17 protein-coding genes and 1 pseudogene are annotated in these 24,594 nt (G+C 73.8%); 8 read left to right on the top strand and 10 right to left on the bottom strand.

Annotated features, from left to right (window positions below):
* The first annotated feature begins 263 nt into the window (after positions 1-263).
* Positions 264-1,169: a Gfo/Idh/MocA family protein gene (locus AC230_RS11555; protein WP_049716051.1), complete on the top strand. Its 906-nt coding sequence runs from the start codon at positions 264-266 to the stop codon at positions 1,167-1,169.
* Here AC230_RS11555 and lnt read toward each other — a convergent pair.
* Positions 1,141-2,700 carry an apolipoprotein N-acyltransferase gene (gene lnt, locus AC230_RS11560; RefSeq protein ID WP_049716052.1) on the bottom strand — a complete coding sequence of 520 codons (1,560 nt, stop codon included), beginning with the start codon at positions 2,698-2,700 and terminating at the stop codon, positions 1,141-1,143. The two genes, AC230_RS11555 and lnt, sit on opposite strands and share 29 nt — an antisense overlap.
* A 573-nt stretch (positions 2,701-3,273) precedes the next feature.
* Between lnt and AC230_RS11565 the strand changes: the two genes are divergently transcribed.
* Both AC230_RS11565 and AC230_RS33625 read left to right on the top strand, forming a co-directional pair.
* Complete coding sequence (locus AC230_RS11565) at positions 3,274-4,188, top strand: class I SAM-dependent methyltransferase (protein WP_049716053.1); 915 nt, start codon at positions 3,274-3,276, stop codon at positions 4,186-4,188.
* 212 nt (positions 4,189-4,400) lie between these two features.
* Positions 4,401-5,021, top strand: a pseudogene (locus tag AC230_RS33625) (terpene synthase family protein); the annotation flags it as partial.
* A 281-nt stretch (positions 5,022-5,302) separates the two neighbouring features.
* Here AC230_RS33625 and AC230_RS11570 read toward each other — a convergent pair.
* The 5 genes from AC230_RS11570 to AC230_RS11590 are packed head-to-tail and all read right to left on the bottom strand — an operon-like array spanning position 5,303 to position 9,598.
* A complete protein-coding gene (locus tag AC230_RS11570; RefSeq protein WP_049716054.1) occupies positions 5,303-6,751 on the bottom strand; it encodes a cytochrome P450 in 1,449 nt (482 codons plus the stop codon).
* A complete protein-coding gene (locus AC230_RS11575) occupies positions 6,748-7,368 on the bottom strand; it encodes a GTP-binding protein (RefSeq protein WP_049716055.1) in 621 nt (206 codons plus the stop codon). The genes AC230_RS11570 and AC230_RS11575 overlap by 4 nt, the downstream gene beginning before the upstream one ends.
* Positions 7,349-7,711 carry a DUF742 domain-containing protein gene (locus AC230_RS11580; protein ID WP_049716056.1) on the bottom strand — a complete coding sequence of 121 codons (363 nt, stop codon included), beginning with the start codon at positions 7,709-7,711 and terminating at the stop codon, positions 7,349-7,351. Before AC230_RS11580 ends, AC230_RS11575 begins: the two co-directional genes overlap by 20 nt.
* On the bottom strand, positions 7,708-8,115 hold the full coding sequence (locus AC230_RS11585) for a roadblock/LC7 domain-containing protein (protein WP_049716057.1): 408 nt from the start codon (positions 8,113-8,115) through the stop codon (positions 7,708-7,710). The genes AC230_RS11580 and AC230_RS11585 overlap by 4 nt, the downstream gene beginning before the upstream one ends.
* Before the next feature lie 4 nt (positions 8,116-8,119).
* Positions 8,120-9,598: a sensor histidine kinase gene (locus tag AC230_RS11590; protein WP_049716058.1), complete on the bottom strand. Its 1,479-nt coding sequence runs from the start codon at positions 9,596-9,598 to the stop codon at positions 8,120-8,122.
* 430 nt (positions 9,599-10,028) lie between these two features.
* On the opposite strand from AC230_RS11590, the gene AC230_RS11595 reads away from it, so the two are divergent.
* From AC230_RS11595 to ligD, 3 genes are all read left to right on the top strand, one after another.
* Positions 10,029-12,716, top strand: a complete 2,688-nt coding sequence (locus AC230_RS11595; RefSeq protein ID WP_049716059.1) for an ATP-binding protein — start codon at positions 10,029-10,031, stop codon at positions 12,714-12,716.
* A gap of 86 nt (positions 12,717-12,802) precedes the next feature.
* Positions 12,803-13,795 (top strand): non-homologous end joining protein Ku, encoded by a 993-nt coding sequence (ku, locus tag AC230_RS11600; protein ID WP_049716060.1) that lies wholly within the window; start codon positions 12,803-12,805, stop codon positions 13,793-13,795.
* A gap of 29 nt (positions 13,796-13,824) precedes the next feature.
* Positions 13,825-14,709 carry a non-homologous end-joining DNA ligase gene (gene ligD, locus AC230_RS11605; protein WP_241833191.1) on the top strand — a complete coding sequence of 295 codons (885 nt, stop codon included), beginning with the start codon at positions 13,825-13,827 and terminating at the stop codon, positions 14,707-14,709.
* Here the strand turns inward: ligD and meaB are convergent.
* The 4 genes from meaB to AC230_RS11625 all read right to left on the bottom strand — a co-directional run bounded on the left by meaB (position 14,706) and on the right by AC230_RS11625 (position 21,993).
* Positions 14,706-15,710 (bottom strand): methylmalonyl Co-A mutase-associated GTPase MeaB, encoded by a 1,005-nt coding sequence (gene meaB, locus AC230_RS11610; RefSeq protein WP_049716062.1) that lies wholly within the window; start codon positions 15,708-15,710, stop codon positions 14,706-14,708. The genes ligD and meaB overlap by 4 nt on opposite strands.
* A 4-nt stretch (positions 15,711-15,714) precedes the next feature.
* Positions 15,715-17,922 (bottom strand): methylmalonyl-CoA mutase, encoded by a 2,208-nt coding sequence (gene scpA, locus AC230_RS11615; protein WP_049716063.1) that lies wholly within the window; start codon positions 17,920-17,922, stop codon positions 15,715-15,717.
* A complete protein-coding gene (gene mutA, locus AC230_RS11620) occupies positions 17,919-19,781 on the bottom strand; it encodes a methylmalonyl-CoA mutase small subunit (protein WP_049716064.1) in 1,863 nt (620 codons plus the stop codon). Before mutA ends, scpA begins: the two co-directional genes overlap by 4 nt.
* A 136-nt stretch (positions 19,782-19,917) precedes the next feature.
* A complete protein-coding gene (locus AC230_RS11625; protein WP_049716065.1) occupies positions 19,918-21,993 on the bottom strand; it encodes a SpoIIE family protein phosphatase in 2,076 nt (691 codons plus the stop codon).
* A gap of 96 nt (positions 21,994-22,089) precedes the next feature.
* Between AC230_RS11625 and AC230_RS11630 the strand changes: the two genes are divergently transcribed.
* Both AC230_RS11630 and AC230_RS11635 read left to right on the top strand, forming a co-directional pair.
* Positions 22,090-23,520, top strand: coding sequence for a lipase maturation factor family protein (locus tag AC230_RS11630; RefSeq protein ID WP_049716066.1), 1,431 nt, complete (start codon positions 22,090-22,092; stop codon positions 23,518-23,520).
* On the top strand, positions 23,520-24,530 hold the full coding sequence (locus AC230_RS11635; RefSeq protein WP_049716067.1) for a PHP domain-containing protein: 1,011 nt from the start codon (positions 23,520-23,522) through the stop codon (positions 24,528-24,530). The genes AC230_RS11630 and AC230_RS11635 overlap by 1 nt, the downstream gene beginning before the upstream one ends.
* Positions 24,531-24,594: the final 64 nt, after the last annotated feature.

Raw genomic sequence — 24,594 nt, forward strand, 5'->3', positions numbered from 1 at the left:
CGCGCGGAGCGCGACACCCCCCGGCACCCCCGCACCCCTGCACCCCCGGCACCCCCGGCACCCCCGCACCCCCGCACCCCCGCACCCCCGCACCCCCGGGCCTCGTGTACCCCCGAGCCCCCAAGAAACGGTCCCGCCCCCCAGGAAACGATCCCGCCCCCAAGAACCCGCGAACCCCCGAAACCGCGAGACCAGGGCGCGAATCAGAGCACCCCCCAGAGCGCACGTATGCTGCCACGGACGGACACCACCAAGGAGGAACCGTGAAGGTCGGCTGCATCGGGCTCGGTGATATCGCGCAGAAGGCGTACCTGCCGGTTCTTGCCACCCGGCCGGGTGTCGAGCTGCACCTCCAGACCCGTACCCAGAGCACGCTCGTCCGCGTCGGGGACGCGTATCACGTCCCGGGGGAGCGGCGTCACGGGGACCTCGATTCGCTGCTCGCCGCCGGCCTGGACGCGGCGTTCGTGCACGCACCGACGGCCGTCCATCCGGAGATCGTCTCGCGGCTGCTGGAGGCCGGGATACCGGTGTACGTGGACAAGCCGCTCGCCTTCGAGCTCGCCGCGAGCGAGCGGCTGGTGCGGCTGGCGCGGGAGCGCGGGGTGGGCCTGGCCGTCGGGTTCAACCGGCGGCACGCGCCGGGCTACGTCCAGTGCCTGGACCACCCGCGGGATCTGATCGTTCTGCAGAAGAACCGGCTGGGGCTGGCCGAGGAGGCCCGGCCCCTGGTCCTCGACGACTTCATCCACGTCGTGGACACGCTCCGGTTCCTCGTGCCGGGCCGGGTCGAGCACGTCGACGTCCGCGGCCGCGGCCGGGACGGGCTGGTCGAGCACGTCGTCCTCCAGCTCTCCGGCGACGGCTTCACCGCCCTCGGCATCATGAACCGGGCGAGCGGCTCGACCGAGGAGGTCCTGGAGGTCTCCGGCCAGGACTCCAAGCGGCAGGTCGTCAACCTCGCCGAGGTCATCGACCACAAGGGGCAGCCGACGGTGCGCCGCCGCGGCGACTGGGTGCCGGTCGCCCGCCAGCGGGGCATCGAGCAGTGCGTCGACGCGTTCCTCGAGGCGGTGCGCGCCGGCAAGGCGCTCGACGCCGAGGACGCCCTGCACACCCACGAGTTGTGCGAGCGGATCGTCAACGCGCTGGAGGAACAGGCCTCCTGAGGGTCAGCAGGACGTAGAGCAGCAGCGTCGCGAGCGCGCCGTACAGGGCCCAGTCGCCGAGGCGCGCGTACGGGCTGGTGCCCTCGGCCAGCGGCACGTCGTAGACGACCGCGGCCGAGGCGCCGGTGCCGGCCCACCGCCCGATCGTGCGGCCGCGCGCGTCCGCGGCCGCGCTGACGCCCGTCAGCGTCGCGTGCACCACCGGCCGCCAGGTCTCGGCGGCGCGCAGCGCGGCGAGGGAGGCGTGCTGCTCCGGCGCCCAGCTGTGCTGGAAGGTGGACGTCGAGGACTGCGCGACGATCAACTGGGCGCCGGAGCGGGCCAGATGACGGCTCATGTCGGGGAAGGCCGACTCGAAGCAGATCAGCGGCCCGACCCGCGGCCCGCCACCGTGCCCCGACCCCGACCCCGACCCCGACCCCGACCGCGGCCGCATCACCACCTGCCGCTCGCCGCGGCCCCGGTCCTCCCCGGCCGCCTTGCCCACGGACGTGGCCCAGCCGAGCAGCGAGCGGGCGGGTACGTACTCGCCGAAGGGCACCAGCCGCATCTTGTCGTAGCGGTCCCCGGTGGGGCCGTCCGGCCCGACGAGCACCGAGCTCTTGAAGATCCCGGGCCGGTCGGAGCGGCGCGCGTCCACGTTGACCAGCAGGTCCGCGCCGACGGCCCGGGAGAGCGCGGCGAGGCGGCCGCGTACCGCGGCGTCCCGGCCCAGGTCGGTGCCGACGCTGCTCTCGCCCCAGACCACCAGGTCCACCCGCCGTCCGGCCAGCCCGCGGGTGAGGGCCTCCTCGCGGTCGAAGCGCCGCAGCCCCCGGTCGCCGCCCGGCATCACCCCGGGCTGCACGACCGCGACCCGCACCGTCCCGGCCGCGCGCGGCACCGGCGCCCACCACCAGGCGCCCGCGGTCACCGCGGCGCACACCAGCAGCCCCGCGCCGGCCGCCCGGCGGGCGCGCGGGGCCGAAACGAGCGCGGCCAGTGCGGTGTTGACGGCGACGAGCAGCAGGCCGACCAGCCAGACGCCGCCCAGCGACGCGAGCCGGAGCGCCGCCGGGACCTGCCACTGGCTCGCGCCCAGCAGCCCCCAGGGGCCGCCCAAGTACTCCCAGGAGCGCACGAGTTCGGCCAGCAGCCAGCCGGCCGGGACGACGAGGAGGGCCACCGCCGTGCGGCCGGGTCCCGGGTCGCCGCCCAGCAGCCGGTGCACCAGCAGCCCCCAGGGCACCCACAACAGCCCCAGCAGCGCCGCCAGTACCAGAATGAAGATGTGCAGGCTCGGCAGCAGCCAGTGGTGCACCGCCAGCAGGAAACCGGCGCCCCCCAGCCAGCCCTCCAGCGCGGCGCGGCGCGCGGAGGGGGCCGAGCGCACCAGCAGGATCCAGGGGACGAGGGCCCCGTACGTCAGCCACCACAGGGCGGGTTGGGGGAATGACAGCGCAGGCAGAGCGCCCGCGGCCACCGCGGCGGGGATCCGCGGGCGGGGCGCGGCGGCGGGTCTTGACGTCCGCGCCGGTGGGGTCACCGTCATCACGCTCTCCCTCGTCGGATCCCTCGGCGGGCCGCCGTCAGGCCGGATTACAGTGTGCGCGAGGGGCCGGGACACGCCCGGACAGGGGCGGCTGCGACACACGGGAACGCCCTGGAAACCGGAGGACGCCGTGAAAGGGCGCATGCGCACAAGTGCTAGCGCCCCCTTCGCTCGCCTGCACACCACACGCATGAGCGGGATCCGGCCATCCACCGGGCGTCCGGATATCGGTCCGCATGGAGGCCAAAACCCCGACAACAGCGCGCAATTTTAAGCCTTTCTGGTCGCTACACAGTGCAGAAACAGTTCTATACGGTCGGGAGGAAACAGAAGTGATCCGAGGGTGGGGTTCCAGAACGGCGCACGGCGGTACGTATCGCGGGTTGTCGCCGTCCCGCCGTGGGCAGGTAGCGGGCAAAACTGGACAGGAATGCTGGTCGCTTGTTGCTGGGGGGCGGCGTGACTCGCGCATGTGATCGAACGGCAATCCAGTCGTCGCGGGAGGGACAGCCCTTCCGGGATGCGGCTCCCCGTCCATCCGTCCACCGACAGCCGACGTCCCGGAGGGATCCCATGGACCATCTCGTTGCCGAAGTGACCGCGGCCACGGACGGCGCCGCGTGTGAAGAGACCCCGGTGCCCTCCTACTACTCGAGGAAGACCGCCGAGATCCTCCACAAGTACGGTCCCGGGCCGCGCGTCCACTTCCACGTGGGCATGTTCGAACCGGGCCTCAGCCCCAACACCACCGTCTCGCAGCGCGTCCTGCGCAACCGCCTCAAAGCCTCCCAGGAGGCGGCCCTCGACCACGCGGCCCGCTCCTGGGGGGTGCCCGACAACCCGCCCGGCCAGCTCTTCGACATCGGCTGCGGCATCGGCGGCGGCTCCATCTACTGGGCCCAGGAGTACGGCTGCCACGTCACGGCGATCACCGTCACGGCCAAGCACGTGCCCGTGATGGCCGACCTCGTCCGCCGGGCCGGCGTCGAGGACCTCGTCACCCCCGTCCTCGGGGACATCCACGACCTGCGCGAGGAGACCGCCTACGACGCGGCCGTCGCCATCGAGAGCTCCGGCTACATGGACCGCGAGCGGCTCTTCGCCGTCGTCGCCAAGGCCCTGCGGCCCGGCGGCTGGTTCGGCATCCAGGAGCACTTCCTGTGCCGTCCCGAGTGGACCTCGTTCATCGACGGCTACTACAAGACCCGCCTCGGCACCCTCGCCGAGTACATCGCGGCCGCCCGCGCCTCCGGCTTCGAGCTGGAACAGGACGAGGACATCACCGACCGCGTCGCCGAGTTCTGGGTGCAGTCCATGGCCTGGACCAACGCCGAGCTCGACCGGGTCGAACTGGCCGGCGCCACCTCCCCGTTCACCCGCGAGCGACTGCTGGAGTCCGCCCTCACCCACGGCAAGCTGTTCCGGGCCTGGCGCGATCACGCGGTCGAGACCCGCATGCTGCTCTTCCGCATGGAGGGCGACGGATGACATCCCTCCCGCGGGACGACTCCGCCTCCCGGGCCCCGGCGATCGGCTGGCGGCTGCCGCCCTTCTACTGCCCCATCGAACCCGCCGTCCACCCGCGCCGCGCCGAGCTGGAGCAGCGCGCCGTCGCCTGGCTCGACCGCACCGGCATCTTCCGCGACGCCACCGAACGGGCCTGGAGCATCGCCACCCACAGCACCGACTTCAGCTGCCGGATGATCCCCCACGGCCGCGACGAACCGCTTCTGCTGTTCATCGAGTGGAACCACTGGGCCTTCGCCCTCGACGACTTCTGGCACGACACCGGCGCCGCCGACACCAGAACCGCGTGGATCGTCGACCTCAACGCCCGCATATCCCGCAGCCTGGAGGCGCCGGGCTCGGCGATGCTCGGCAGCTCCCCCTTCGACCGCGCCCTGGAGGACCTCACCGCCCGCACCCGGGCCCTGGCGAACCCCGTCCAGCTCCGGCGCGTCGCCGAGGGGCTGCGCGACTGGCTCTTCGGCGCCGCCTGGCAGGTCAGCAACATCGAACGGCGCGTCATGCCCACGCTCTCCGACTACGTCGCCCTGCGGCCGTCCATCAACGGAACCCGCTTCTCGCTGGCCTGGAGCCAGATCGCCGCCGGCATCGAGGTCTCCGACGAGGAGCTCTCCGCCGCCCCCGTCCAGGCCCTCACCGAGGCCGCCGGCTTCATCGTCAGCTGCGACAACGACCTGTTCTCCTACGCCAAGGAGGACGACCACGAGACCACCGACCAGAACATCGTCAACGTCCTCGCCCACCACAACGGCACCTCCGTGGCCCGCGCCCTGGAGGAGGCGGTCGCCATAAGGGACCGCTCCATGACCCTCTTCCTGACCCTGCGCGACCGGATCGCCCGCACCGCGGGGCCGCAACTCGCGCGCTACCTGGAGGCGTTGGGACACTACATCGCCGGCTGCATCCGGTGGATGAACGACGCCCCGCGCTACGCCAGCCCCCGGAACCGCCACGCGCTTCCGGTCCCGGGGGCGACGTACGGGATCACCTGGCGGGACACCCCCAGCGACCCCCGGACCGACCCACTGCCCATACCGTCGGCGGCGTGGTGGTGGGAGCAGCTCGACGCGCCGCCTCACTCACCGCCGAACCAGCGCACCAGCGACCGCCACCACGAGGAACGCGGACGCTCCCCCGGGGACGCGGGCGCCGCGGTCCCCCCCTCGCCGCCGCCGGCCGGGGCCACGGTCTCCCCGCCCACGGGCTCCGCGGCCGGCGGAAGGGCCGCCGGCGCGGGCGCCGGCTGGGGCACCCCGGGGGTGAACGCCACGGGCAGCGCCGTGAGGTGACGGGACATCAGTGCCGAGACCCACCGCAGCTCCGACTCGGCGACCGCGAGCCGGACGTCGGGCAGCCGGGTCATCAGCGCGTCGATGCCCGTGTCCGCGATGGCCCGGCCGATGTCCTGGCCGGGGCATTCGTGGGCGCCGCCGCTGAACGCCAGGTGCGAGCGGTTGCCGTGCACGGGGGCGGTCGGGTCGGGGCGGACGGAGGTGTCCATGTTGGCCGCCGCCAGCCCGAGGACGAGCGCGTCCCCCGCCTTGATCTTCTGGCCGCCCAGCTCGGTGTCCTGGGTCGCCCAGCGGCCCAGGATGGTGGTGAACGGCGGCTCGTCCCACAGGGTCTGCTCGACCGCGTCCGGCAGGGTCATGTGGCCGCCCGCCAGGTGGGCCCGGCACCGGGGATCGGTCAGCACCATCCGCAGCGTGTTGGCGATGAGGTTGGCGGTGGTCTCGAAGGCGGCGACGAGCACCAGCCGCAGGTGCTGCTGGACCTCGTCGTCGGAGAGCTTGGCCGGGTGCTCCAGCAGCCAGCTGGTGAAGTCCGGGCCGGGAGCCTTGCGCTTGTGCTCCACCGTCCTCCCCAGCACCTCCTGGACGTAGGCGTTGCTGGCGACCGCCGTCTCCGTGCCCTTGATCATGTCCCGGGCGGCCTGCACCAGCCGGGGGCTGTACTCCTCGTGCATCCCGAGGAACTGGGTCATCACCATCATGGGCAGCGGCTCGGCGAAGGCGTGCACCAGGTCCGCCGTGCCGGAGACGCAGAACTCGTCGATCAGCTGGTTGGCGAAGCGGGTGATGTGGCGGCGGACGCCGCGCCGGTCGAAGCGGTTCATGGCGTCGTTGATGGCGCCGCGCCAGCGCTCGTGCGCCGCGCCGTCGACCATCGAACAGATCGGCTGCCACATGCTGATCGGCCCCAGCGGATGCAGGGGGCCGACCTCGCCGGTTCGGATCGCCCGCCAGTTGCGCGAGTCGCGCGAGAAGCGCGAGGGGGTGCGGGTGACGTCCAGGTTCTCCCGGTAGCCCAGGACGAGCCAGGCCGGGACGTCGCCGCTCAGCAGCACCGGGGCGACGGCGCCGTGCCGTTCGCGCAGCTGCTCGTACAGCCCCATGGGGTCGGTCTCGGCGGCCGGCCCGTACAGCCGGGCGACGCCCCCGGAACCGTAGGCGTGGGCCGGGCACTCGGGCGGGGGAGCGGCCTGCGCCGCGTCGGCGCGGGTGTGCTCGTCGGGTGGGGTCACTGTGGCTCCGGGGTGTTCGCGAGGCGGTACAGGTAGCGCATGAGGGTCATCAGGGCGTCCCGGCAGGACGCCCGGTCGCGGGCGTCGCAGGCGAAGATGGGCACGGACTCCGGCAGGTCCATCGCGGCCCGCAGCTCCGGGATGGGGTGGACGGGGGCGCCCGGGAAGGTGTTGACGGCGACCACGAACGGCACGCCGCGCTCCTCCAGGATGCCCACGACCTCGTAACTGACCTCCAGCCGGCGGGTGTCGAGCAGGACCACCGCGCCCAGCGCGCCCTCGAAGAGGCCGTCCCAGAGGAACCAGAACCGCTCCTGCCCGGGGGTGCCGAACAGGTACAGCACCAACTGCTCGTTGATGCTGATGCGGCCGAAGTCCATGGCCACGGTGGTCTCGATCTTCTGCTCGATCCCCGCGATGTCGTCCACGCCGACGCCGGCCTGGGTCATCGTCTCCTCGGTGGTCAGCGGTCTGATCTCGCTCACCGTGCCGACCAGGGTGGTCTTGCCCACCCCGAACCCGCCCACGATGACGACCTTCACCGCCGCCGCGGCGGTGGCCGGGAGGATGTCCTCCCTCCTGGGACCGGCGGGTGGGTCAGAGGTTTTGTAGTCCATGCATCACCGCCTCCAAGAGGCCTACGTCAGGAAGGGCAGCGACCGGAACCGGGGGCCTGGCCTCCACGTGTCCCCGCGCGAGCAGGTCGTTGAGCAGGACGGTCACGGTGCTGACGGGCAGCGTGAGGTAAGCGGATATCTCGGCGACGGACAACGGGTAGTCGCACATGCGGACGATCGTCTCGTGCTCGGGCTGGAGGCCGGGGTCGGTCTCCGTGCGGGCGACGATCAGGGTCACCAGGTCGAGCCTGGTGACGCCCGGGTCCGCCTGCCCGCAGCTCTTCGTGACGATGTACAGCCGGTCCGGGTTGCCGGGATCCCACGCCCTTTCGGGTTTGCTCATGCCACCGGCCCGCTGACGCGCGGCGGGCTGGTGAGGTGCTCGCCGATGCGGGCCACCAGGTCCCGCATCCGCTGCCCGATCAGCCCGGCGTCCACGTCGTCGTCGGCGAGCACCGCCAGGTAGGCGCCGGCGCCCGCCGCCATCAGGTAGAAGAAGCCGCCGTCCACCTCGATGACGACCAGTCTCATCTGCCCGTCGCCGTCGGGGAATTCGGCGGCGATGGCGGTGGACAGGCTCTGCAGTCCCGCGCAGGCGGCGGCCAGCCGGTCCGCGGCGTCCGTGTCCGTGCCGTGCTGCGCCATGCGCAGGCCGTCCGAGGACAGCACGATCACGTGGCGGGTCTGCGGGACGCTGGATGCCAGATCCTTGAGCATCCAGTCCATGTTGAACCGCTGCTGCGTCACTTGACTACTCTTTCTCGTCTGACGGGTCATCACTGAGCGCTCCCCGGTCGCCCACCGGGGCGTCGCCCTTCAGGGCGTTGGTGAAGGCGGCCAGCCAGATGCCCGGCTGGGTGGGTTGTGCCGCGGGCTCCGTGCGCCGGGGCGGATCGGCCGGGGCGACGGCCGCCGCCCGGGCGGCCAAGCCCAGCGCGCGCCGGCGGCGCTGCGGAAGACCGCCCGGTGTGTGCCCGTCCGCGGCGGAGTGTTCCATCTGCGGCGGGTCGGGCAGCGGACGGCCGGGCTTCTTCCGGACCTTGGGCGGCGGCAGGGTGGCGGCGCGGGCGATCTCGCCGCCGGGGGTGGCGCTGGCGGTCACCAGCTCGGACGGGACGATCAGCACGGCCCGGACGCCGCCGTAGGCGGAGGGGCGCAGCGACACCCGGAAGCGGTAGTTGCGGGCCAGCCGGCTGACGACGGCCAGGCCCAGCCGGGGGGTCTCGCCGAGGTCGTTGAGGTCCAGGCCGCGCTCCGCCAGCTCCAGCACCCGCTCGGTGCGGCGCCGGGTCTCGTCGGTGAGCCCGACGCCGGCGTCCTCGATCTCGATGGCGACCCCGGACTGGATCTCCACGGCGGTCAGGTGCACCCGGGTCTCCGGCGGGGAGTAGCGGGTGGCGTTGTCCAGCAGCTCGGCGGCGGCGTGGATCACCGGCTCGACGCCCGGGCCGGTGATCGCGACGTCCGCGACCGAGTGGAGGTCGACCCGGCGGTAGTCCATGATCCGCGACATGGCGCCGCGCAGCACGTTGTACAGCGGCACCGGGTTCTTCCACTGGCGGCCGGGGCGGGATCCGCCGAGCACCGCGATGCTGTCGGCCAGGCGGCCGATCAGCGCGGTGCCGTGGTCGAGGTGCAGCAAGTCGCTGAAGACCTCGGGGTTGTTGCCGTGGCGGTCCTCCATCTCCCGCAGGTCGGTGGCCTGTTGATGAATGATCGCCTGGAGGCGGCGGGCGATGTTGACGAAGGCCCGGTGCGCGGAGTCGCGCAGGCCCTCCTCGGCCTGGACCGCGTACACCACGGAGCGGAGCACGGAGCGGTGTTCGGCCGCGAACGGGGTGCCGGCATGGGGCGACGGGGCGACGTGGCCGAGCACCTCGTCGGCGGAGGCGCCCTGTTGGAGCATCTTGAACGCGGCGGGCAGCAGCAGATCCGCCAGCCGCCGGGTCTCGGCCTCCTGCCGTTCCAGCAGGCCGCGGAGCTCGGCCTCCCGCTCGTCGCACCGGCGGCGCAGCGCGTGGATCACACGGCCCCGCCGGGCCGCCACCGCCGAGGCGAGGGCGACGGCGACGCTGGCCGCGGCCCCGCACCACACCACCGGGACGCGGGCCTCGCCGGGTGCCAGGAGGCCGGCGGAAGCGGTGCAGACCGCCAGCACCACAGGGGGAACCAGCCATATGAGGGAGGAGGCGGGCCGCCTGACGTGAGGTGACGAACCAGTACCAACCATCGAGTTCCTCGGGGCTTGCGGGGGCGACGTGGGAAGGGGCGCCGCCGGGCGCGGGGAGCGGAGAAGACGGCGGGGGGTTCCCGGAATTCCCGGGTCGCCCCGGGGGTCGCGGGGTCCTCCGGTCGCGTCGGCGCGGCGCAGGGCGGCAGCGAGCCGCAGTCGCCACGACCCGCTGCGGGGAAGGAGCGTAGCCGGTCGCGCGGTGTTCCGGCGCGAAGTTGTCATATTCGCGGAAAGGGCTGACGAGCGAATTCGAAAGGCATCACAATGACCCCACGACCCGTTTATCGAAAGGATTTTTGAACGCCTCCGGGCGCGTTCGGCACGATCGGCCGGTCATGCTCGCGGGTGGTCTGTCCGGCGAACCCTTCCCCCGCCCTCCGCGCGTACGGCTAGGCTCGCCCCACCACACTCATACGGGAGACACGTCATGACGGGGCAACAGCACGAACGCCGCCCGTACACGGCCCTGTTCGAGCGCGAGCAGGAGCTCGCCACGGCGGAGCGCGCCGTCTCGGCCCTGTGCGGCGGCGCGGACGGGAGCGGCCCCGCGACCGGCGGGCTCCTGCTGTTCAGCGGCGAAGCGGGCATCGGCAAAACGGCGTTGCTCGGCGAGGTGCGCCGGCTGGCCGCCGAACGCGGCTGCGCCACGGTGCTCTCGGCGCGCGGCAGCGAGCAGACCCGGACGCTTCCCTTCCACGTCGTACGGCAGTTGCTCCAGCCCGCCCTCGCGCCCCTGGCGGAGGAGGAGCGCCGCACCCTGCTCGGCGACTGGTACGACATCGCCGGCCCCGCCCTCGGCATCGCCCCGCCCACCGGCCCGCAGGCCGACCCCCAGGGCGTCCGCGACGGAATCGACTGGCTCGTCATGCAGTTGGCGATGAGCCGCGACCGGCTCCTCCTCGTCGTCGACGACGCCCACTGGGTGGACGCGGCCTCGCTGTCCTGGCTCACCTCCTTCGCGCTGCGCCTCGCCGACCTGCCGATCCTCCTCGTCGTCGGCTACCGGCCCGAGGAACTCCCCGACCACTCACCGGCGTTCAAGGAGCTCGTCACCGCCCGCGGCAACCGCCCCGTCACCCTCCACCCGCTGACCCCGGGCGCCGTCGCCGAGATGGTGCGCGCCGCCATGGGCCGCGAGGCCGACGACCCGTTCTGCCGCGAGGTCTGGGCCGTCACCGGCGGCAACCCCTACGAGGCCGTCGAGCTCGTCGCCAAGGCCCGCGACCGCAACCTGCTGCCCATGGAGGAGTCCGCCGCCCTCCTGCGCGAGCTGGGCGCCGCCGCCCGCGGCAGCGGCCTGGTTGCCCGCCTGGAGCGGCTGGGCAACGCCACCACCCGCTTCGCCTGGGGCGCCTCCGTGCTCGGCACCGAGATCTCCGTCCGGGTGGCCGCCATGCTCGCCGGGATGAGCCCGGCCGAGGGAGCCGTCTGCGCGGACCGGCTGCGCGAGGCCCGCATCCTCACCGGCGCCACCGAGCTCGAATTCGTCCACCCCCTCATCGCCACCGCCGTCTACCAGGCCATCCCGCCCGCCGCCCGCACCGCGATGCACGGCCTGGCCGCCTGGGCCGTCACCAACGCCGGCCACGGCGCCGCCGCCGCCTCGCGGCACCTGCTGGAGGTGCACCCCGAGGGCGACGCCGACCTCGTACGGCAGCTCCGCGAGGCCGCCCGCGAGCACCTCGCCGTCGGCGCCCCCGAGGCCGCCCAGCGCTGTCTCGAACGCGCGCTGGCCGAGCCGCCCCCGGAGGACGAGCGCGCCGCCGTCCTCTACGAGCTGGGCTGCTCCGCCCTGCTGACCTCGCCGCCCACCACCATCAACCACCTGCGCTCGGCCCTCGCGCTCTCCGGCCTCCCCGAGGAGCTGCGCGTGGACGCCACCTACCGCCTCTCCCAGGCGTACGCGCACAACAGCCAGCTCACCGAGGCCGCCAAGATCGTCGCCGAGCACGCCGCCCGCACCTCCGACGGCCTCGGCCGGATGCGCCTCCAGGCCGCCCACTACCTCTGGAAGGGCATCCAGCTCGAGGAGGAGGGCGCCCAGGAGCGGTACCAGGAGGTCGCCGAGCTGGCCCGGCGCCTGGGCGGGCGCGACAACTCCGAGCGCGCCCTCCTCGCCATCCGCGCCTTCGACGCCATGATCCACGCCGAGAACGCGCTGGAGGTCGTCGACCTCGTCGACCGCTCCCTGGTCGACGGCCGTCTCGCCGAGGGCATGGGCTGGACCAACACCGAGTGGGGCTTCGAGCTCCCCAGCATCGTCGGCATCACCTACGTCTACACCGACCGCCTCGACAGCGCCGAGGAGCTCTTCACCGAGGCCGTCCGGGAGTTCGAGATCTCCGGCTGGCGCGGCGCCCACCTGGCCTTCGCCCACGAGTACCTCGGCCTCGTCCACCGCCGGCGCGGCGACCTGGAGAGTGCCGAGGGCTTCCTGCGCGAAGGGCTGCGGCTGGCCGACCGGCTAGGCCCGGGCGTGCCCATCCAGTGGGACGGCACCTGCCTGCTCATCGACACCCTGCTCGCCCGCGGCCGGGTCGACGAGGCCCAGGCCGTCGCCGAGAAGTACTCCTTCGGCCCGCCCTACCCGCCCGCCATGGTGATGCCCGACGCCGCCTGTGTGGTGGGCCGCCTGCTCCTCGCGCTCGGCCGCACCAAGGAGGCCGTCGCCGAGCTGGAGGCCGCGGGCCACCGCCTGGAGGAGCGCGGCCGCCACAACACCCTCTGGGCGCCCTGGGCCCTCGACCTGGCCGCCGCCGTCGCCGACGACGAGCCCCGGCGCGCCCGCGAGCTCGCCGACCGCGCCGTCCGGTACGCCCTGCGGTTCGGCACCGACACGGCCATCGGCGAGGCGCTGCGCCGCGCGGCGCCCCTGATGGAGCCGGAGAAGGGCCTGGCCCGCCTGGAGGAGGCCGTCCGGCACCTGGCCGCCTCCCCGTGCCGCCACGAGTACGCCCTGGCCCTGGTCGACCACGGCCGGGCCCTGGAGCGGGCCGGGCGCCCGGCCGAGGCCGTCGGGCCGCTGCGCGAGGGCCTGCGGCTGGCGGGGGAGTGCGGGGCCGACGGGCTCGCCGAGCGGGCGCGGGAGGCGCTGGCGCTGGCGGGGGCGGCCTGACGGGCCCGGCTCGGGATGCGATCTCCGGTGCCCCGGGGTGCCATGGAGGAGGAAAGCGGAAGGGGATCACCGGGCCGGAGGACGTCATGGCACATGCGGTGTGGAGCGGTGCCCTCTCGTTCGGGCTGGTCACCCTTCCGGTGCAGATGTTCGCCGCGACGGAGAGCCACACGATCCGGTTCAACCAGCTCCAGCGCGGCACCTCGGACCGGGTGCGCAACCGGCGCGTCAACGAGCGCACGGGCGAGGAGGTCCCGCTCACGGAGATCGTCAAGGGCTACGACGTCGGGGAGGACTACGTCGTCGTCGAGCCCGGCGAGCTGGAGGACATCGCGCCCGGCCGCTCCAAGTCCCTGGAGATCAGCGGCTTCGTGGACGTGGACGCCATCGACCCCGTCTACTTCGACAAGACGTACTACCTCGGCCCGAAGAGCAAGGAGTACGCCAAGGTCTACGCCCTGCTGCACGAGGCCCTGGCCCGGTCCGGCCGGGCCGGCATCGCCACGTTCGTGATGCGCAACCGCGAATACCTCGTCGCGGTGCAGGCCGAGGGCGATCTCCTGACCCTGCACACCCTGCACTGGGCCGACGAGATCCGCGACCCGCGCACCGAGGTCGGCACGCTGCCGGAGCGCGAGAAGGTCGCCGAACGCGAACTCGCCACCGCCGTCCAGCTCGTGGAGGCCCTCAGCGTGGACTGGGACCCCGAGTCCTACCACGACACCTACCAGGAGAAGGTCCTCGACCTCGTCCGGGCCAAGCGCGCCGGGGGCACGGTCGAGAAGAGCGAGCCCGCCCCGAAGTCCACCAACGTCATCGATCTCATGGGCGCGTTGCAGGCGAGCATCGAGAAGGCGAAGGGCAAGGGGGAGGCCAGGGGCGAGGCCGGCGGCGGGGAGGGGCGGAAGGTCCGGCCGCCCACCCAGCTGAAGGAGGCCGCCAGGAAGCGCGCGAAGGCGGGCGGGCTGGAGGAGCTCACGAAGAACGAGCTCTACCGGCGGGCCACCGACGCGGGGATTCCCGGGCGCTCCCACATGACCCGTGACGAGCTGGTCAAGGCGCTGAAGAGGGCGTCCTGAACGCGGGACCGGCCGGCGGCCGCCAGACGGTGGAGGTCGAGGGACGGCGGCTGTCCCTCTCCCACCTGGAGCGGGTCATCTTCCCCGCCTCCGGCCACACCAAGGCCCAGCTGCTGCACTACTACGCGCGGATCGCGCCCGTGATGCTCCCGCACGTCGCCGGACGCCCCGCGTCCTTCGTGCGGGCGCCCGAGGGGCTGGCGGGCGAGAGCTGGATCGCCAAGACCCCGCCGACCGGGGCGCCGGACTGGGTGCCCGTGGTCGAGGTCCCGCACCGCGACGGGGCGACGGAGCAGGTCGTCATCGACTCGGCGGCCGCGCTGATCGCGATGGTGAACCTGGGCGCGTACGAGGTGCACGTACCGCAGTGGACGGCCGCGGCCGGCCGCGACGCGCACGACCGCCTCGTCCTCGACCTCGACCCCGGGCCCGGCACGGACCTCGTCGTCTGCTGCCGCATCGCCGAGCGGCTGCGGCAACTGCTCGACGAGGACGGGCTCATGGCCTGCCCGGTCGTCTCCGGCTCCAAGGGCCTGCACCTCTACGCGCCCGTCCGGCCCGTGTCCGGGCGGGCGGTCAGCGCCTACGCCAAGGGGCTGGCGGAGCGGCTGACGTCCGAGCACCCGGGCCTCGTCGTGGCGTCCATGGCGAAGCTGGAGCGGCGCGGCCGGGTGCTGATCGACTGGAGCCAGAACGCGTCGGCGAAGACGACGGCCGCGCCCTACACCGTGCGGTTGCGGGAGGGGGCGCGGGGGCCGGGGGTGGCGGCGCCGGTGACGTGGGACGAGGTGGGGGCGTGCCGTTCGCCTTCCGATCTGGCGTTCACGCCGGAGGACGTCGTCGAACGGGCCGACGGTCTCGGCGACTTGCTGGCGGGGCTGGGGAGCGACGACGTGCGGGCACGGGTGCCCTAGAGGGTTTGCCCCGGCCCCTCCCCGCGGAACGCCGAAAGGATCCGCTCCGCCGCCAGCGTGGCCGTCAACGTCCCGGCGCGCAGCCGCCGTTCGAGGTCGGGTGCGACCGCACGGACCCCCGCGTGGCCGCGCAGCTCGCCGAGGAGCTGATCGCGCACCATCGACCACGCCCACTCCACCTGCTGCTCGCTGCGCCGCCGCGCCAGCTCCCCGGTGACGTCCAGGATCCGCCGGTGCTGCTCCAGCCGCTCCCAGAGCTCGGTCAGGCCCGTGCCCTCGCGGGCGCTGCAGGTGAGGACGGGCGCGTTCCAGGCCGCGTCCGGCGAGCGCATCAGCCGCAGCGCGCCCGCCAGTTCGCGGGCGGCGGAGCGCGCGTCGCGCTCGTGCGGCCCGTCGGCCTTGTTGACGGCGACGACGTCGGCGAGTTCGAGGACGCCCTTCTTGATGCCCTGGAGCTGGTCGCCGGTGCGGGCCAGGGTCAGCATCAGGAAGCTGTCGACCATCCCCGCCACCGCCGTCTCGGACTGCCCGACGCCGACCGTCTCGACGAGCACGACGTCGTAACCGGCCGCCTCCATCACGACGATGGTCTCCCGGGTGGCCCGGGCGACCCCGCCCAGCGTCCCGGCCGTGGGCGAGGGCCGGACGAAGGCGGCGGGGTCGGTCGCGAGGCGTTCCATGCGCGTCTTGTCGCCGAGGATGGAACCGCCGGTGCGGGAGGAGGACGGATCGACGGCGAGGACGGCGACGCGGTGGCCGAGGCCGGTCAGGAGCGTGCCGAGGGCGTCGATGAAGGTGGACTTGCCGACACCGGGCACCCCCGTGACGCCGACCCGCCGCGCCGCACCGGAGTGCGGCAGCAGCTGGACCAGCATCCGCTGGGCGAGTTCGCGGTGGTCGGCGCGGGTGGACTCGACGAGGGTGATGGCCCGCGCGACGGCCGCCCGCCGCCCGTCGAGCACTCCCTTGACGATCGCGTCCAGATCGATGGGCCGGGCCATGGGCCTACAGCTCGTGGCCGAGGGCCCCGGCGAGGGTCCTCAGCAGGTCGCGGGCCGCGTCGGGGATCACCGTGCCGGGCGGGAACACGGCGGTGGCACCGGCCTCGTGGAGCGCCGGCACGTCCTGCGGGGGGATCACACCACCGACGACGATCATGATGTCCTCGCGGCCCTCCTCGGCGAGGCACTCGCGCAGCGCCGGCACGAGCGTGAGGTGCCCGGCGGCCAGCGAGGAGACGCCGACGACGTGCACGTCGGCCTCCACCGCCTGTCGGGCGACCTCGGCCGGGGTCTGGAAGAGCGGGCCGACGTCGACGTCGAAGCCGAGGTCGGCGAAGGCAGTGGCGATCACCTTCTGGCCGCGGTCGTGGCCGTCCTGGCCCATCTTGGCGACCAGGATGCGCGGCCGGCGGCCCTCCTCCCGCTCGAAGGCCTCGACCAGTTCACGGGTGCGCTCCACGCCGGACGACGGTCCGGCCTCCTGCCTGTACACACCGGAGATGGTACGGATGCGGCCGGCGTGGCGCCCGTACACCTTCTCCAGGGCGTCCGAGATCTCGCCGACGGTGGCCTTGGCGCGGGCCGCGTCCACCGCGAGGGCGAGGAGGTTGCCCTCCAGGCCGGGGCCGGGGCCGGACTCCGCCGCGGCCGTCAGCGCGCGCAGGGCGTCCTGGCAGACGGCCTCGTCGCGCTCGGCCCGCAGCCGCCGCAGCTTCTCGATCTGCCGTTCGCGGACGGAGGAGTTGTCGACCTTGAGGACCTCGATCTGCTCGTCGCTGTCCACCCGGTACTTGTTGACGCCGATCACCGGCTGGCGGCCGGAGTCGATGCGCGCCTGGGTGCGGGCCGCGGCCTCCTCGACGCGCATCTTGGGGATGCCGGCGTCGATCGCCTGGGCCATGCCGCCGGCCGCCTCGACCTCCTGGATGTGCGCCCAGGCGCGGCGGGCGAGGTCGTGGGTGAGCCGCTCGACGTAGGCGCTGCCGCCCCACGGGTCGATCACCCGGCAGGTGCCGGACTCCTGTTGGAGCAGGAGCTGGGTGTTGCGGGCGATGCGGGCGGAGAAGTCGGTGGGCAGGGCGAGGGCCTCGTCCAGCGCGTTGGTGTGCAGCGACTGGGTGTGGCCCTGGGTGGCGGCCATGGCCTCGACGCAGGTGCGGGTGACGTTGTTGAAGACGTCCTGGGCGGTCAGGGACCAGCCGGAGGTCTGCGAATGGGTGCGCAGCGACAGCGACTTGGTGTTCTCCGGCTCGAACTGCGAGACCAGGCGCGCCCACAGCAGCCGGGCCGCGCGCATCTTGGCGATCTCCATGAAGAAGTTCATGCCGATCGCCCAGAAGAAGGACAGGCGGGGGGCGAACGCGTCGACGTCCAGGCCGGCTTCGCGTCCGGCCCGGATGTACTCGACGCCGTCCGCGAGGGTGTACGCCAGCTCCAGGTCGGCCGTCGCGCCGGCCTCCTGGATGTGGTAGCCGGAGATGGAGATGGAGTTGTAGCGGGGCATCCGCTGCGAGGTGTACGCGAAGATGTCCGAGATGATCCGCATCGAGGGCTTCGGCGGATAGATGTAGGTGTTGCGGACCATGAACTCCTTGAGGATGTCGTTCTGGATGGTCCCGGCCAGCTTCTCGGGCGGTACGCCCTGTTCCTCGGCGGCGACGATGTACAGCGCGAGGACGGGCAGCACGGCGCCGTTCATCGTCATCGAGACGGTCATCCGGTCCAGCGGGATGCCGTCGAAGAGCTGCCGCATGTCGTAGATCGAGTCGATGGCGACGCCCGCCATGCCGACGTCGCCGGTGACGCGCGGGTGGTCGCTGTCGTAGCCGCGGTGGGTGGGCAGGTCGAAGGCGACGGACAGCCCCTTCTGGCCGGCCGCGAGGTTGCGGCGGTAGAAGGCGTTGGACTCCTCGGCGGTGGAGAAGCCCGCGTACTGCCGGATCGTCCACGGCTGGTTGACGTACATCGTGGGGTAGGGGCCGCGCAGGTAGGGCGCGATGCCCGGGTACGTGCCCAGGAAGTCCAGCCCGCGCAGGTCCTCGGCGGTGTAGAGGGGCTTGACGCCGATGCCCTCCGGGGTCTCCCACAGCAGGTCGCCGGCGTCGCGGCCGGTGCTCTCCTTGAGGGCGGCCTGCCAGCGGCCGGTGTCGGTGCCCGCGGAGTCTCCCGGCCCCAGGTCGACGGCTGTGAAGTCGGGGAAGTCGGGGCTCATCGCGCCACTCCCAGGTGGTCGAGGACGGAGGTCAGGACGGCGACGGCGTCGCCGCCCGCGTGGACGAACGCGTCGACGTCCGGCGGCGGCTGCTCGCCCGGCCGGCCGGCCAGGAAGATCCTGCCCGCCCCGGCCGCCCTCAGCGTGGCGGCGACGGGCCCGGCCTGCTCGGCGTAGACGGCGTCGGAGGAGCACAGGCAGGCGACGGCCGCGCCGCTGCGGCGGAAGGCCTCGGCGGCGGTCCCCGCGTCGACGGAGGCCGGCTCGTGCACCGGCTCGATCCCGCCCGCCTGGAAGAGGTTGGCCGCGAAGGTGGCGCGCGCCGTGTGCGCCGCGGGCGAGCCGAGGGCGGCGAGGAAGACCCGGGGGCGGGCGCCGGTGGCGGCCAGGTGGGCGTCGGAACGGGCGCGCAGCGCCTCGTACGCCTCGTCGCGCCGCACCCGCGGCAGCCCGCCGGCCGGCGGGCGGGGCGCGGCCTCGCGCTCGACGGGCTGCTCGGCCAGGTGCGGGAACTCGCTGACGCCGGTGACCGGTTCGCGCCGGGTGGCGAGCCGCTCGGAGCGCTCGGCCCAGGTGGCGGCCAGCCGCTCGGCGATCGCCCCGGAGCGCAGGGCGGCCTCCTGCCCGCCGGACCGCTCGATCTCCTGGAACCACGCCCAGGCGGCGCGGGCCAGGTCGTCGGTGAGCCGCTCGACGTACCAGGAGCCGCCGGCCGGGTCGATGACGCGGGCGAGGTGCGATTCCTCCAGCAGGATCGACGAGGTGTTGCGGGCGATGCGGCGGGCGAACGCGTCGGGCAGGCCGATGGCGCTGTCGAAGGGCAGGACGGTGACGGCGTCCGCCCCGCCGACGCCCGCGCCGAGGCAGGCGACGGTGGTGCGCAGCATGTTCACCCAGGGGTCCCGGCGGGTCATCATCACCGGGGAGGTCACGGCGTGCTGCCGCTGGGCGCGGGCGGCCGGGGACGCGCCGCAGACCTCGGTGACGCGGGCCCACAGGCGGCGGGCGGCGCGCAGGGTCGCGATGGTGAGGAACTGGTCGGCGCCGGCGGCGTAGCGGAACTCGAGCTGGGCGCAGGCGTCGTCGACGCCGATACCGGCGCCGGTGAGGGTCCGCAGGTAGGCCACGCCGGTGGCGAGCGAGCAGCCGAGCTCCTGGGCGGCGGAGCCGCCGGCCTCGTGGTACGGCAGGGCGTCGACGACGAGGGCGCGCAGGCCCGGCCGGTCGTCCAGGCACGTGGCGGCGAGGGCGGCGGCGTCGAGGACGGGTGCCGTGCCGGTGCGGGCGAGGGTGCCGAGCGGGTCGGCGCCGAGGCTGCCGCGGGCCTCGGTGCGGGCCGTGCCGCGCTCGTCGTACAGGCGCAGCAGGGCGCGGGCCGCGGCCTCGGTGTCGTGGCCGGCGTCGAGGACGACGGGGGCGAGGTCGAGGAGGACGCCGTCGAGGGCCGTCCCGAGGTCCTCGACGGGCGGGCCGCCGGCCGCGCCGACGGTCAGCCAGAGGGAGGTGACGCCGTTCTCCAGGTCCGCGAGGACGGCCTCGTTGGTGCGGCGGGCGTCCGGGTGGGCGTGGAGCTGGCGCACGTCCCAGCCGGAGACGGCCGTGCCCTCGGGGCGTCCGCCGCGGACGAACGGCGGAAAACCGGGCAGACCGGGGTCGGGTGACGTGTCGTCGGCCGTGTACAGCGGGCTGGTGCGCAGCCCGTCCTGGAGGGCGGTGGCCAGCGCGTCCTCCGCCGCCGCCCCGGCCGCCTCCGTGCCCGACCTGCGCAGGACGCCCTCGACGAGGCGCTGCCACTGCTCGCGGGTCGCGTCCGGGAACTCGGCGGCCAGGGAGAGGCCTTCTTCGGGCGGGACGGTCATGGGGTGAAGGCTAGGCGCTCCGGTGCGCCTCGGAAGAGGGTGTGCGGCTGTGACCTTGGCCTCTTCCGGCCGGGAGGGTGCCGCGGCCGCGCCGGCGCGACGGTGAAAGGGGGCTCCCAGGGGTGAGGGCCGGGGCTCATCCCCCTCCCAGCACGAACTCGCACCAGACCGACTTGCCGCCGCCCCGCGGCTCCACCCCCCACACGTCCGCGAGCCGGTCGACCAGCAGCAGACCTCTCCCGGAGACCCCTGACTCCCCCGGTTCGCGCCGCCGCGGCAGCGCGCTGGAGCGGTCCTCGACCTCGACCCGCAACCGCCGCTCGGGCCCGGCGAGCATGCGGATGGTCACGACGGCGGCCCCGTCGGTGTGCAGCAGCGCGTTCGTCGCCAACTCGTCGGCGACGAGCTCGATGTCGTCGGAGCGGTCCCGCGCCCCCCAGGCCCGCACGGCGGTGCGGATCATGTGGCGGGCGGCGGAGAGGGCCTCGGGGTCGGCGGGGGCGATGTGCTGCTGGAGGCGTCCGCCGGGACGGGCGCCCGCCGCGCCCTGACGGCGCAGCAGCAGGACGGCCATGTCGTCCTCGCCGACGCGGCCCTCGACCATGTCGCAGAGCCGGTCGGCGAGTTCCTGCGGGTCCTCGGGCCCGGCGGCGACGAGCCGGGAGAGCTGTTCCACGCCCTCGTCCAGGTCGGCCCCGGGCTGTTCCACGAGGCCGTCGGTGAAGAGCAGGAGCGTCTCCCCGGCATCCAGCTCGACGCCGGTCACGGGGTAGTCGAGCCGTCCGAACTCGGCGGAGAGGCCCAGCGGGAGCCCGCCGGCGACGGGCAGCCGGCGGGAGGTGCCGTCGCAGTGCCGCAGCAGCGGGTCGATGTGGCCGGCGCGCACGAGCTGGACGACGCCGGTCGACAGGTCGGCCTCGGCGTAGGTGCAGGTCGCGAAGCGGTCGGTGTCGAGGTCGTGGAGGAAGGACGAGGCGCGGGCCATGACCGTGGCGGGGGAGTGGCCCTCGGTCGCGTAGGCGCGCAGCACGATCCGCAGCTGCCCCATGACGGCCGCGGCGTGCGTGTCGTGGCCCTGGACGTCGCCGATGACGGCCCCGACCCGGCCGCCGGGCAGCGGGATCACGTCGTACCAGTCGCCGCCGATGTCCCGCCCGAGGCGGGCGGAGCGGTAGCGGACGGCGATCTGTGCGCCGGGCACGTCGGGGATGCGCCGGGGGAGCATGGACTGCTGGAGGCCCTCGGCGAGGTCGTGCTCCTGGTCGAAGAGCATGGCGCGGGCGATGCTCTGCGCGAGGCCGCTGCCGAGGGCGATGAAGAGGTTGCGCTCCTGCCGGCTGAAGCCGCGGGCCTCCCGGTAGAGCAGGCCCAGCGCGCCGATCGGCTTGGCCTGGGCGATGAGCGGGAGGTAGGCGGCGGAGGCGATGCCGATGTCCTTGATGCGCTCCCACAGCCAGGGGTAGCAGCGGGCGAACTCCTCGCGGGACTCGATGAAGCGCGGGGTCATGGTGCGGATGACCTCGCTCATCGGGAAGTTGTCGTCGATCCGGGTGTAGCGGGTGCCCGGGATGAAGTGCTCGGACGGGCCCTCCGCGACCAGGTGGATGCGGCCGGACTCGACCAGCCCGAGGACGAGCAGGTCGGAGCCGAGGTGTTCGACGGCCCGGGCGTCCTGGAAGAAGTCGATCACGTCCTGGACGGTCCTGGCGTGCGCCAGGGCCGCGGTCGTGGTCTCGACCACGCTCGTCTGGTGGCGGCGCTCGCCGTCGCTCTCGCCGGGCCGGTCGGACAGGGCCAGCTCCGCGTCGGCGTCCCGCAGGAGGCCGAGGATCCGGCAGGGCCGCCCGGCCGCGTCCCGTTCGATGTGGCCCTGGGAGTAGGCCCAGTGCAGAGAACCGTCGTTCCCGCGTACCCGGTGGTAGGTGCCGTAGCTCTCGCTGCCGTCCTTCAGCGCCCGGGCGACGAGGGCGTCGAGGCGGGCGCTGTCGGCCCGCGGCACCCGGCCGGTCCTGGCCAGGTCGGCGATGCGGCCGCTGAAGCCCCCCGGGGGCAGGCCGAGGATGGCCAGGGCCATGCGGTCCAGGTGCACGCGTCCGCTGGCGAGGTCCCAGTCGAAGGTCCCCACGCGGTTGCGGACGAGAATGGGCTCCGGCCGGGCGGGCCAGTCATCCGGCAGCGCTCCGGAGGCGGGCGTCACTTCCCGGTCAACCACGGATCCACTCTGCCACTTTTTGCCGTTTTCTTCGATTTCTTCATTTTTCCGGCCCGCGGTGGGGGGCCCGGGACGGCCGGGGGTACAGATACCTGGGTGGAGTGGTTCACGGCATCCGGCTCCTGGCTGAGCAGGCTGGTCGTCCAGCGCGGGCTGGCGGCCGTCTACCTGGTCGCCTTCCTCTCCGCCGCCCGCCAGTTCCGCGCCCTCATCGGGGAGCGCGGCATGCTGCCCGTCCCCCGCTTCCTCGCCCACGCCCCGGCCCGCCGGGCGCCGACCCTGTTCCGGCTGCACTACTCGGACCGCTTCTTCGCCCTGTGCGCCTGGACGGGGGCCGCGCTCGCGGCGGGGGCCCTGGCGGGCGCCGCCGACGAGGTGCCGCTCGCGGCCGCCATGGCCTGGTGGGCGGTGCTCTGGGCGCTCTACCTGTCGATCGTCAACGTCGGGCAGACCTGGTATGGCTTCGGCTGGGAGTCCCTGCTGCTGGAGTCCGGCTTCCTCGCGGTCTTCCTGGGCAACGCGCGCACCGGCCCGCCCGTCCTCGTGCTCTTCCTGATGCGCTGGCTGCTCTTCCGGGTCGAGTTCGGCGCCGGGCTGATCAAGATGCGCGGCGACCCCTGCTGGCGCGATCTGACCTGCCTCTACTACCACCACGAGACCCAGCCCATGCCCGGCCCGCTGAGCTGGTTCTTCCACCGGCTGCCCCGGCCCCTGCACCGGGTCGAGACCGCCGCCAACCACGTCGCCCAGCTCGTCGTCCCGTTCGGGCTCTTCGCCCCGCAGCCCGTCGCGAGCGTCGCCGCCGGGCTCGTGATCGTCACCCAGCTCTGGCTGGTCGCCTCCGGCAACTTCGCCTGGCTCAACTGGCTGACCGTCGTCCTCGCCTTCTCCGCCGTGGACGGCGACGCCATGGCCGAGCTGTTCGGCCTGCCCCCGCACGGCCCCGTGCCCGGCACCCCCCTGTGGTTCGCGGCCCTCGTCTGCGCCGCGACCGCCCTCGTCGCCGTCCTCAGCTGGTGGCCCGTGCGCAACCTGCTCTCCCGCGGCCAGCGCATGAACATGTCCTTCAACGCCTACCACCTGGTCAACACCTACGGCGCCTTCGGCAGCGTCAACCGCAGCCGCTACGAGGTGGTCGTCGAGGGCACCGAGGACACGACGCCCGGCCCCGGCACCGAGTGGAAGGAGTACGGCTTCAAGGGCAAACCCGGTGACGTCCGGCGCACACCGCGCCAGTTCGCCCCCTGGCACCTGCGGCTGGACTGGCTCATGTGGTTCGCCGGGATCTCCCCCGCCTACGCCCGGGAGTGGTTCGGCCCCTTCGTCGAACGCCTGCTCCTCGGCGACCGCGACACCCTGCGGCTGCTGCGCCACAACCCCTTCCCCGACGCCCCGCCCGCCCACGTCCGCGCCCGGCTCTACCTCTACCGCTTCACCACCTGGCGCGAACTGCGCGCCACCGGCGCCTGGTGGCACCGGACCCTGGTGCGCGAGTACCTGCCGCCGGCCGCCCTGCGGAGGCCCTGATGGACCCCGTCGACGCCCTCGAACGCATCGCCTTCCTCCTCGAACGCGGCCGCGCCCCCACCTACCGCGTCCAGGCGTTCCGCACCGCCGCCGACGTCGTCGCCGCGATGCCGCCCGACGAGGTGCGCCGCCGCGCGGAGTCCGGCTCCCTCACCGACCGCAAGGGGATCGGGCCCAAGACGGCCGCGGTCGTCGCGGAGGCGCTGCGGGGCGAAGTGCCCCGGTATCTCGCGCGGTTGGAGGACGCGGACGACTGGCCGCCCGTCGAGGGCGGACGCGCCCTGCGGGACGCCCTGCGCGGCGACTGCCACCTGCACTCCGACTGGTCCGACGGCGGCAGCCCCATCGAGACGATGGCCCGCGCGGCGGCCTCGATCGGCCACGAATGGGCCGTGCTCACCGACCACTCGCCCCGGCTGACCATCGCGGGCGGGCTCTCGGCGGAGCGGCTGCGGCGCCAGCTCGACGTCGTCGCCGACGTCAACTCCCGTCTCGGCGACGGCTTCCGGCTCCTCACCGGCATCGAGTGCGACATCCTGCCCGACGGCTCGCTCGACCAGGAGGACGCCCTCCTCGAACGGCTCGACGTCGTCGTCGCCTCCGTCCACTCCAAGCTGCGCATGGACGCGGAGAGCATGACGCGGCGGCTCGTCGCCGCGGTCGCCAATCCGCTGGTCGACGTCCTCGGCCACTGCACCGGCCGCATCGTCGGCGGCAAGCGGCCGGAGTCCTCCTTCGACGCGGAACTCGTCTTCGCGGCCTGCGCCCGCTTCGGCACCGCCGTCGAGATCAACAGCCGGCCCGACCGGCTGGATCCGCCGCGGCGGCTGCTGCGGCTGGCCCTCGACGCCGGGGTGCTCTTCGCGATCGACAGCGACGCGCACGCGCCGGGGCAGCTGGAGTGGCAGATCCTGGGGTGCGCGCGGGCGGAGGAGTGCGGCGTGCCGGTGGAACGGGTGGTGACGGCGTGGCCGGAGGCGCGCCTCCGGTCGTGGACCGCGGGAGGCTGACCCTCCCCGCCCCGCCCTTTCCCCGCTTCCCAGGGGCGGCGCCCCTCCCCCCGGGCCGCGCCCC

The sequence above is a fragment of the Streptomyces caatingaensis genome (assembly GCF_001187435.1).
In the GTDB taxonomy this organism is placed as follows: Bacteria; Actinomycetota; Actinomycetes; order Streptomycetales; family Streptomycetaceae; genus Streptomyces; species Streptomyces caatingaensis.

What these genes read in the sequence shown, in the direction of transcription:
- lnt (WP_049716052.1), bottom strand. Translation starts at nt 2,700, where the DNA reads ATGACGGTGACCCCACCGGCGCGGACGTCAAGACCCGCCGCCGCGCCC.
- AC230_RS11565 (WP_049716053.1), top strand. Translation starts at nt 3,274, where the DNA reads ATGGACCATCTCGTTGCCGAAGTGACCGCGGCCACGGACGGCGCCGCG.
- AC230_RS11575 (WP_049716055.1), bottom strand. Translation starts at nt 7,368, where the DNA reads ATGGACTACAAAACCTCTGACCCACCCGCCGGTCCCAGGAGGGAGGAC.
- AC230_RS11580 (WP_049716056.1), bottom strand. Translation starts at nt 7,711, where the DNA reads ATGAGCAAACCCGAAAGGGCGTGGGATCCCGGCAACCCGGACCGGCTG.
- AC230_RS11590 (WP_049716058.1), bottom strand. Translation starts at nt 9,598, where the DNA reads ATGGTTGGTACTGGTTCGTCACCTCACGTCAGGCGGCCCGCCTCCTCC.
- AC230_RS11595 (WP_049716059.1), top strand. Translation starts at nt 10,029, where the DNA reads ATGACGGGGCAACAGCACGAACGCCGCCCGTACACGGCCCTGTTCGAG.
- ku (WP_049716060.1), top strand. Translation starts at nt 12,803, where the DNA reads ATGGCACATGCGGTGTGGAGCGGTGCCCTCTCGTTCGGGCTGGTCACC.
- meaB (WP_049716062.1), bottom strand. Translation starts at nt 15,710, where the DNA reads ATGGCCCGGCCCATCGATCTGGACGCGATCGTCAAGGGAGTGCTCGAC.
- scpA (WP_049716063.1), bottom strand. Translation starts at nt 17,922, where the DNA reads ATGAGCCCCGACTTCCCCGACTTCACAGCCGTCGACCTGGGGCCGGGA.
- mutA (WP_049716064.1), bottom strand. Translation starts at nt 19,781, where the DNA reads ATGACCGTCCCGCCCGAAGAAGGCCTCTCCCTGGCCGCCGAGTTCCCG.
- AC230_RS11635 (WP_049716067.1), top strand. Translation starts at nt 23,520, where the DNA reads ATGGACCCCGTCGACGCCCTCGAACGCATCGCCTTCCTCCTCGAACGC.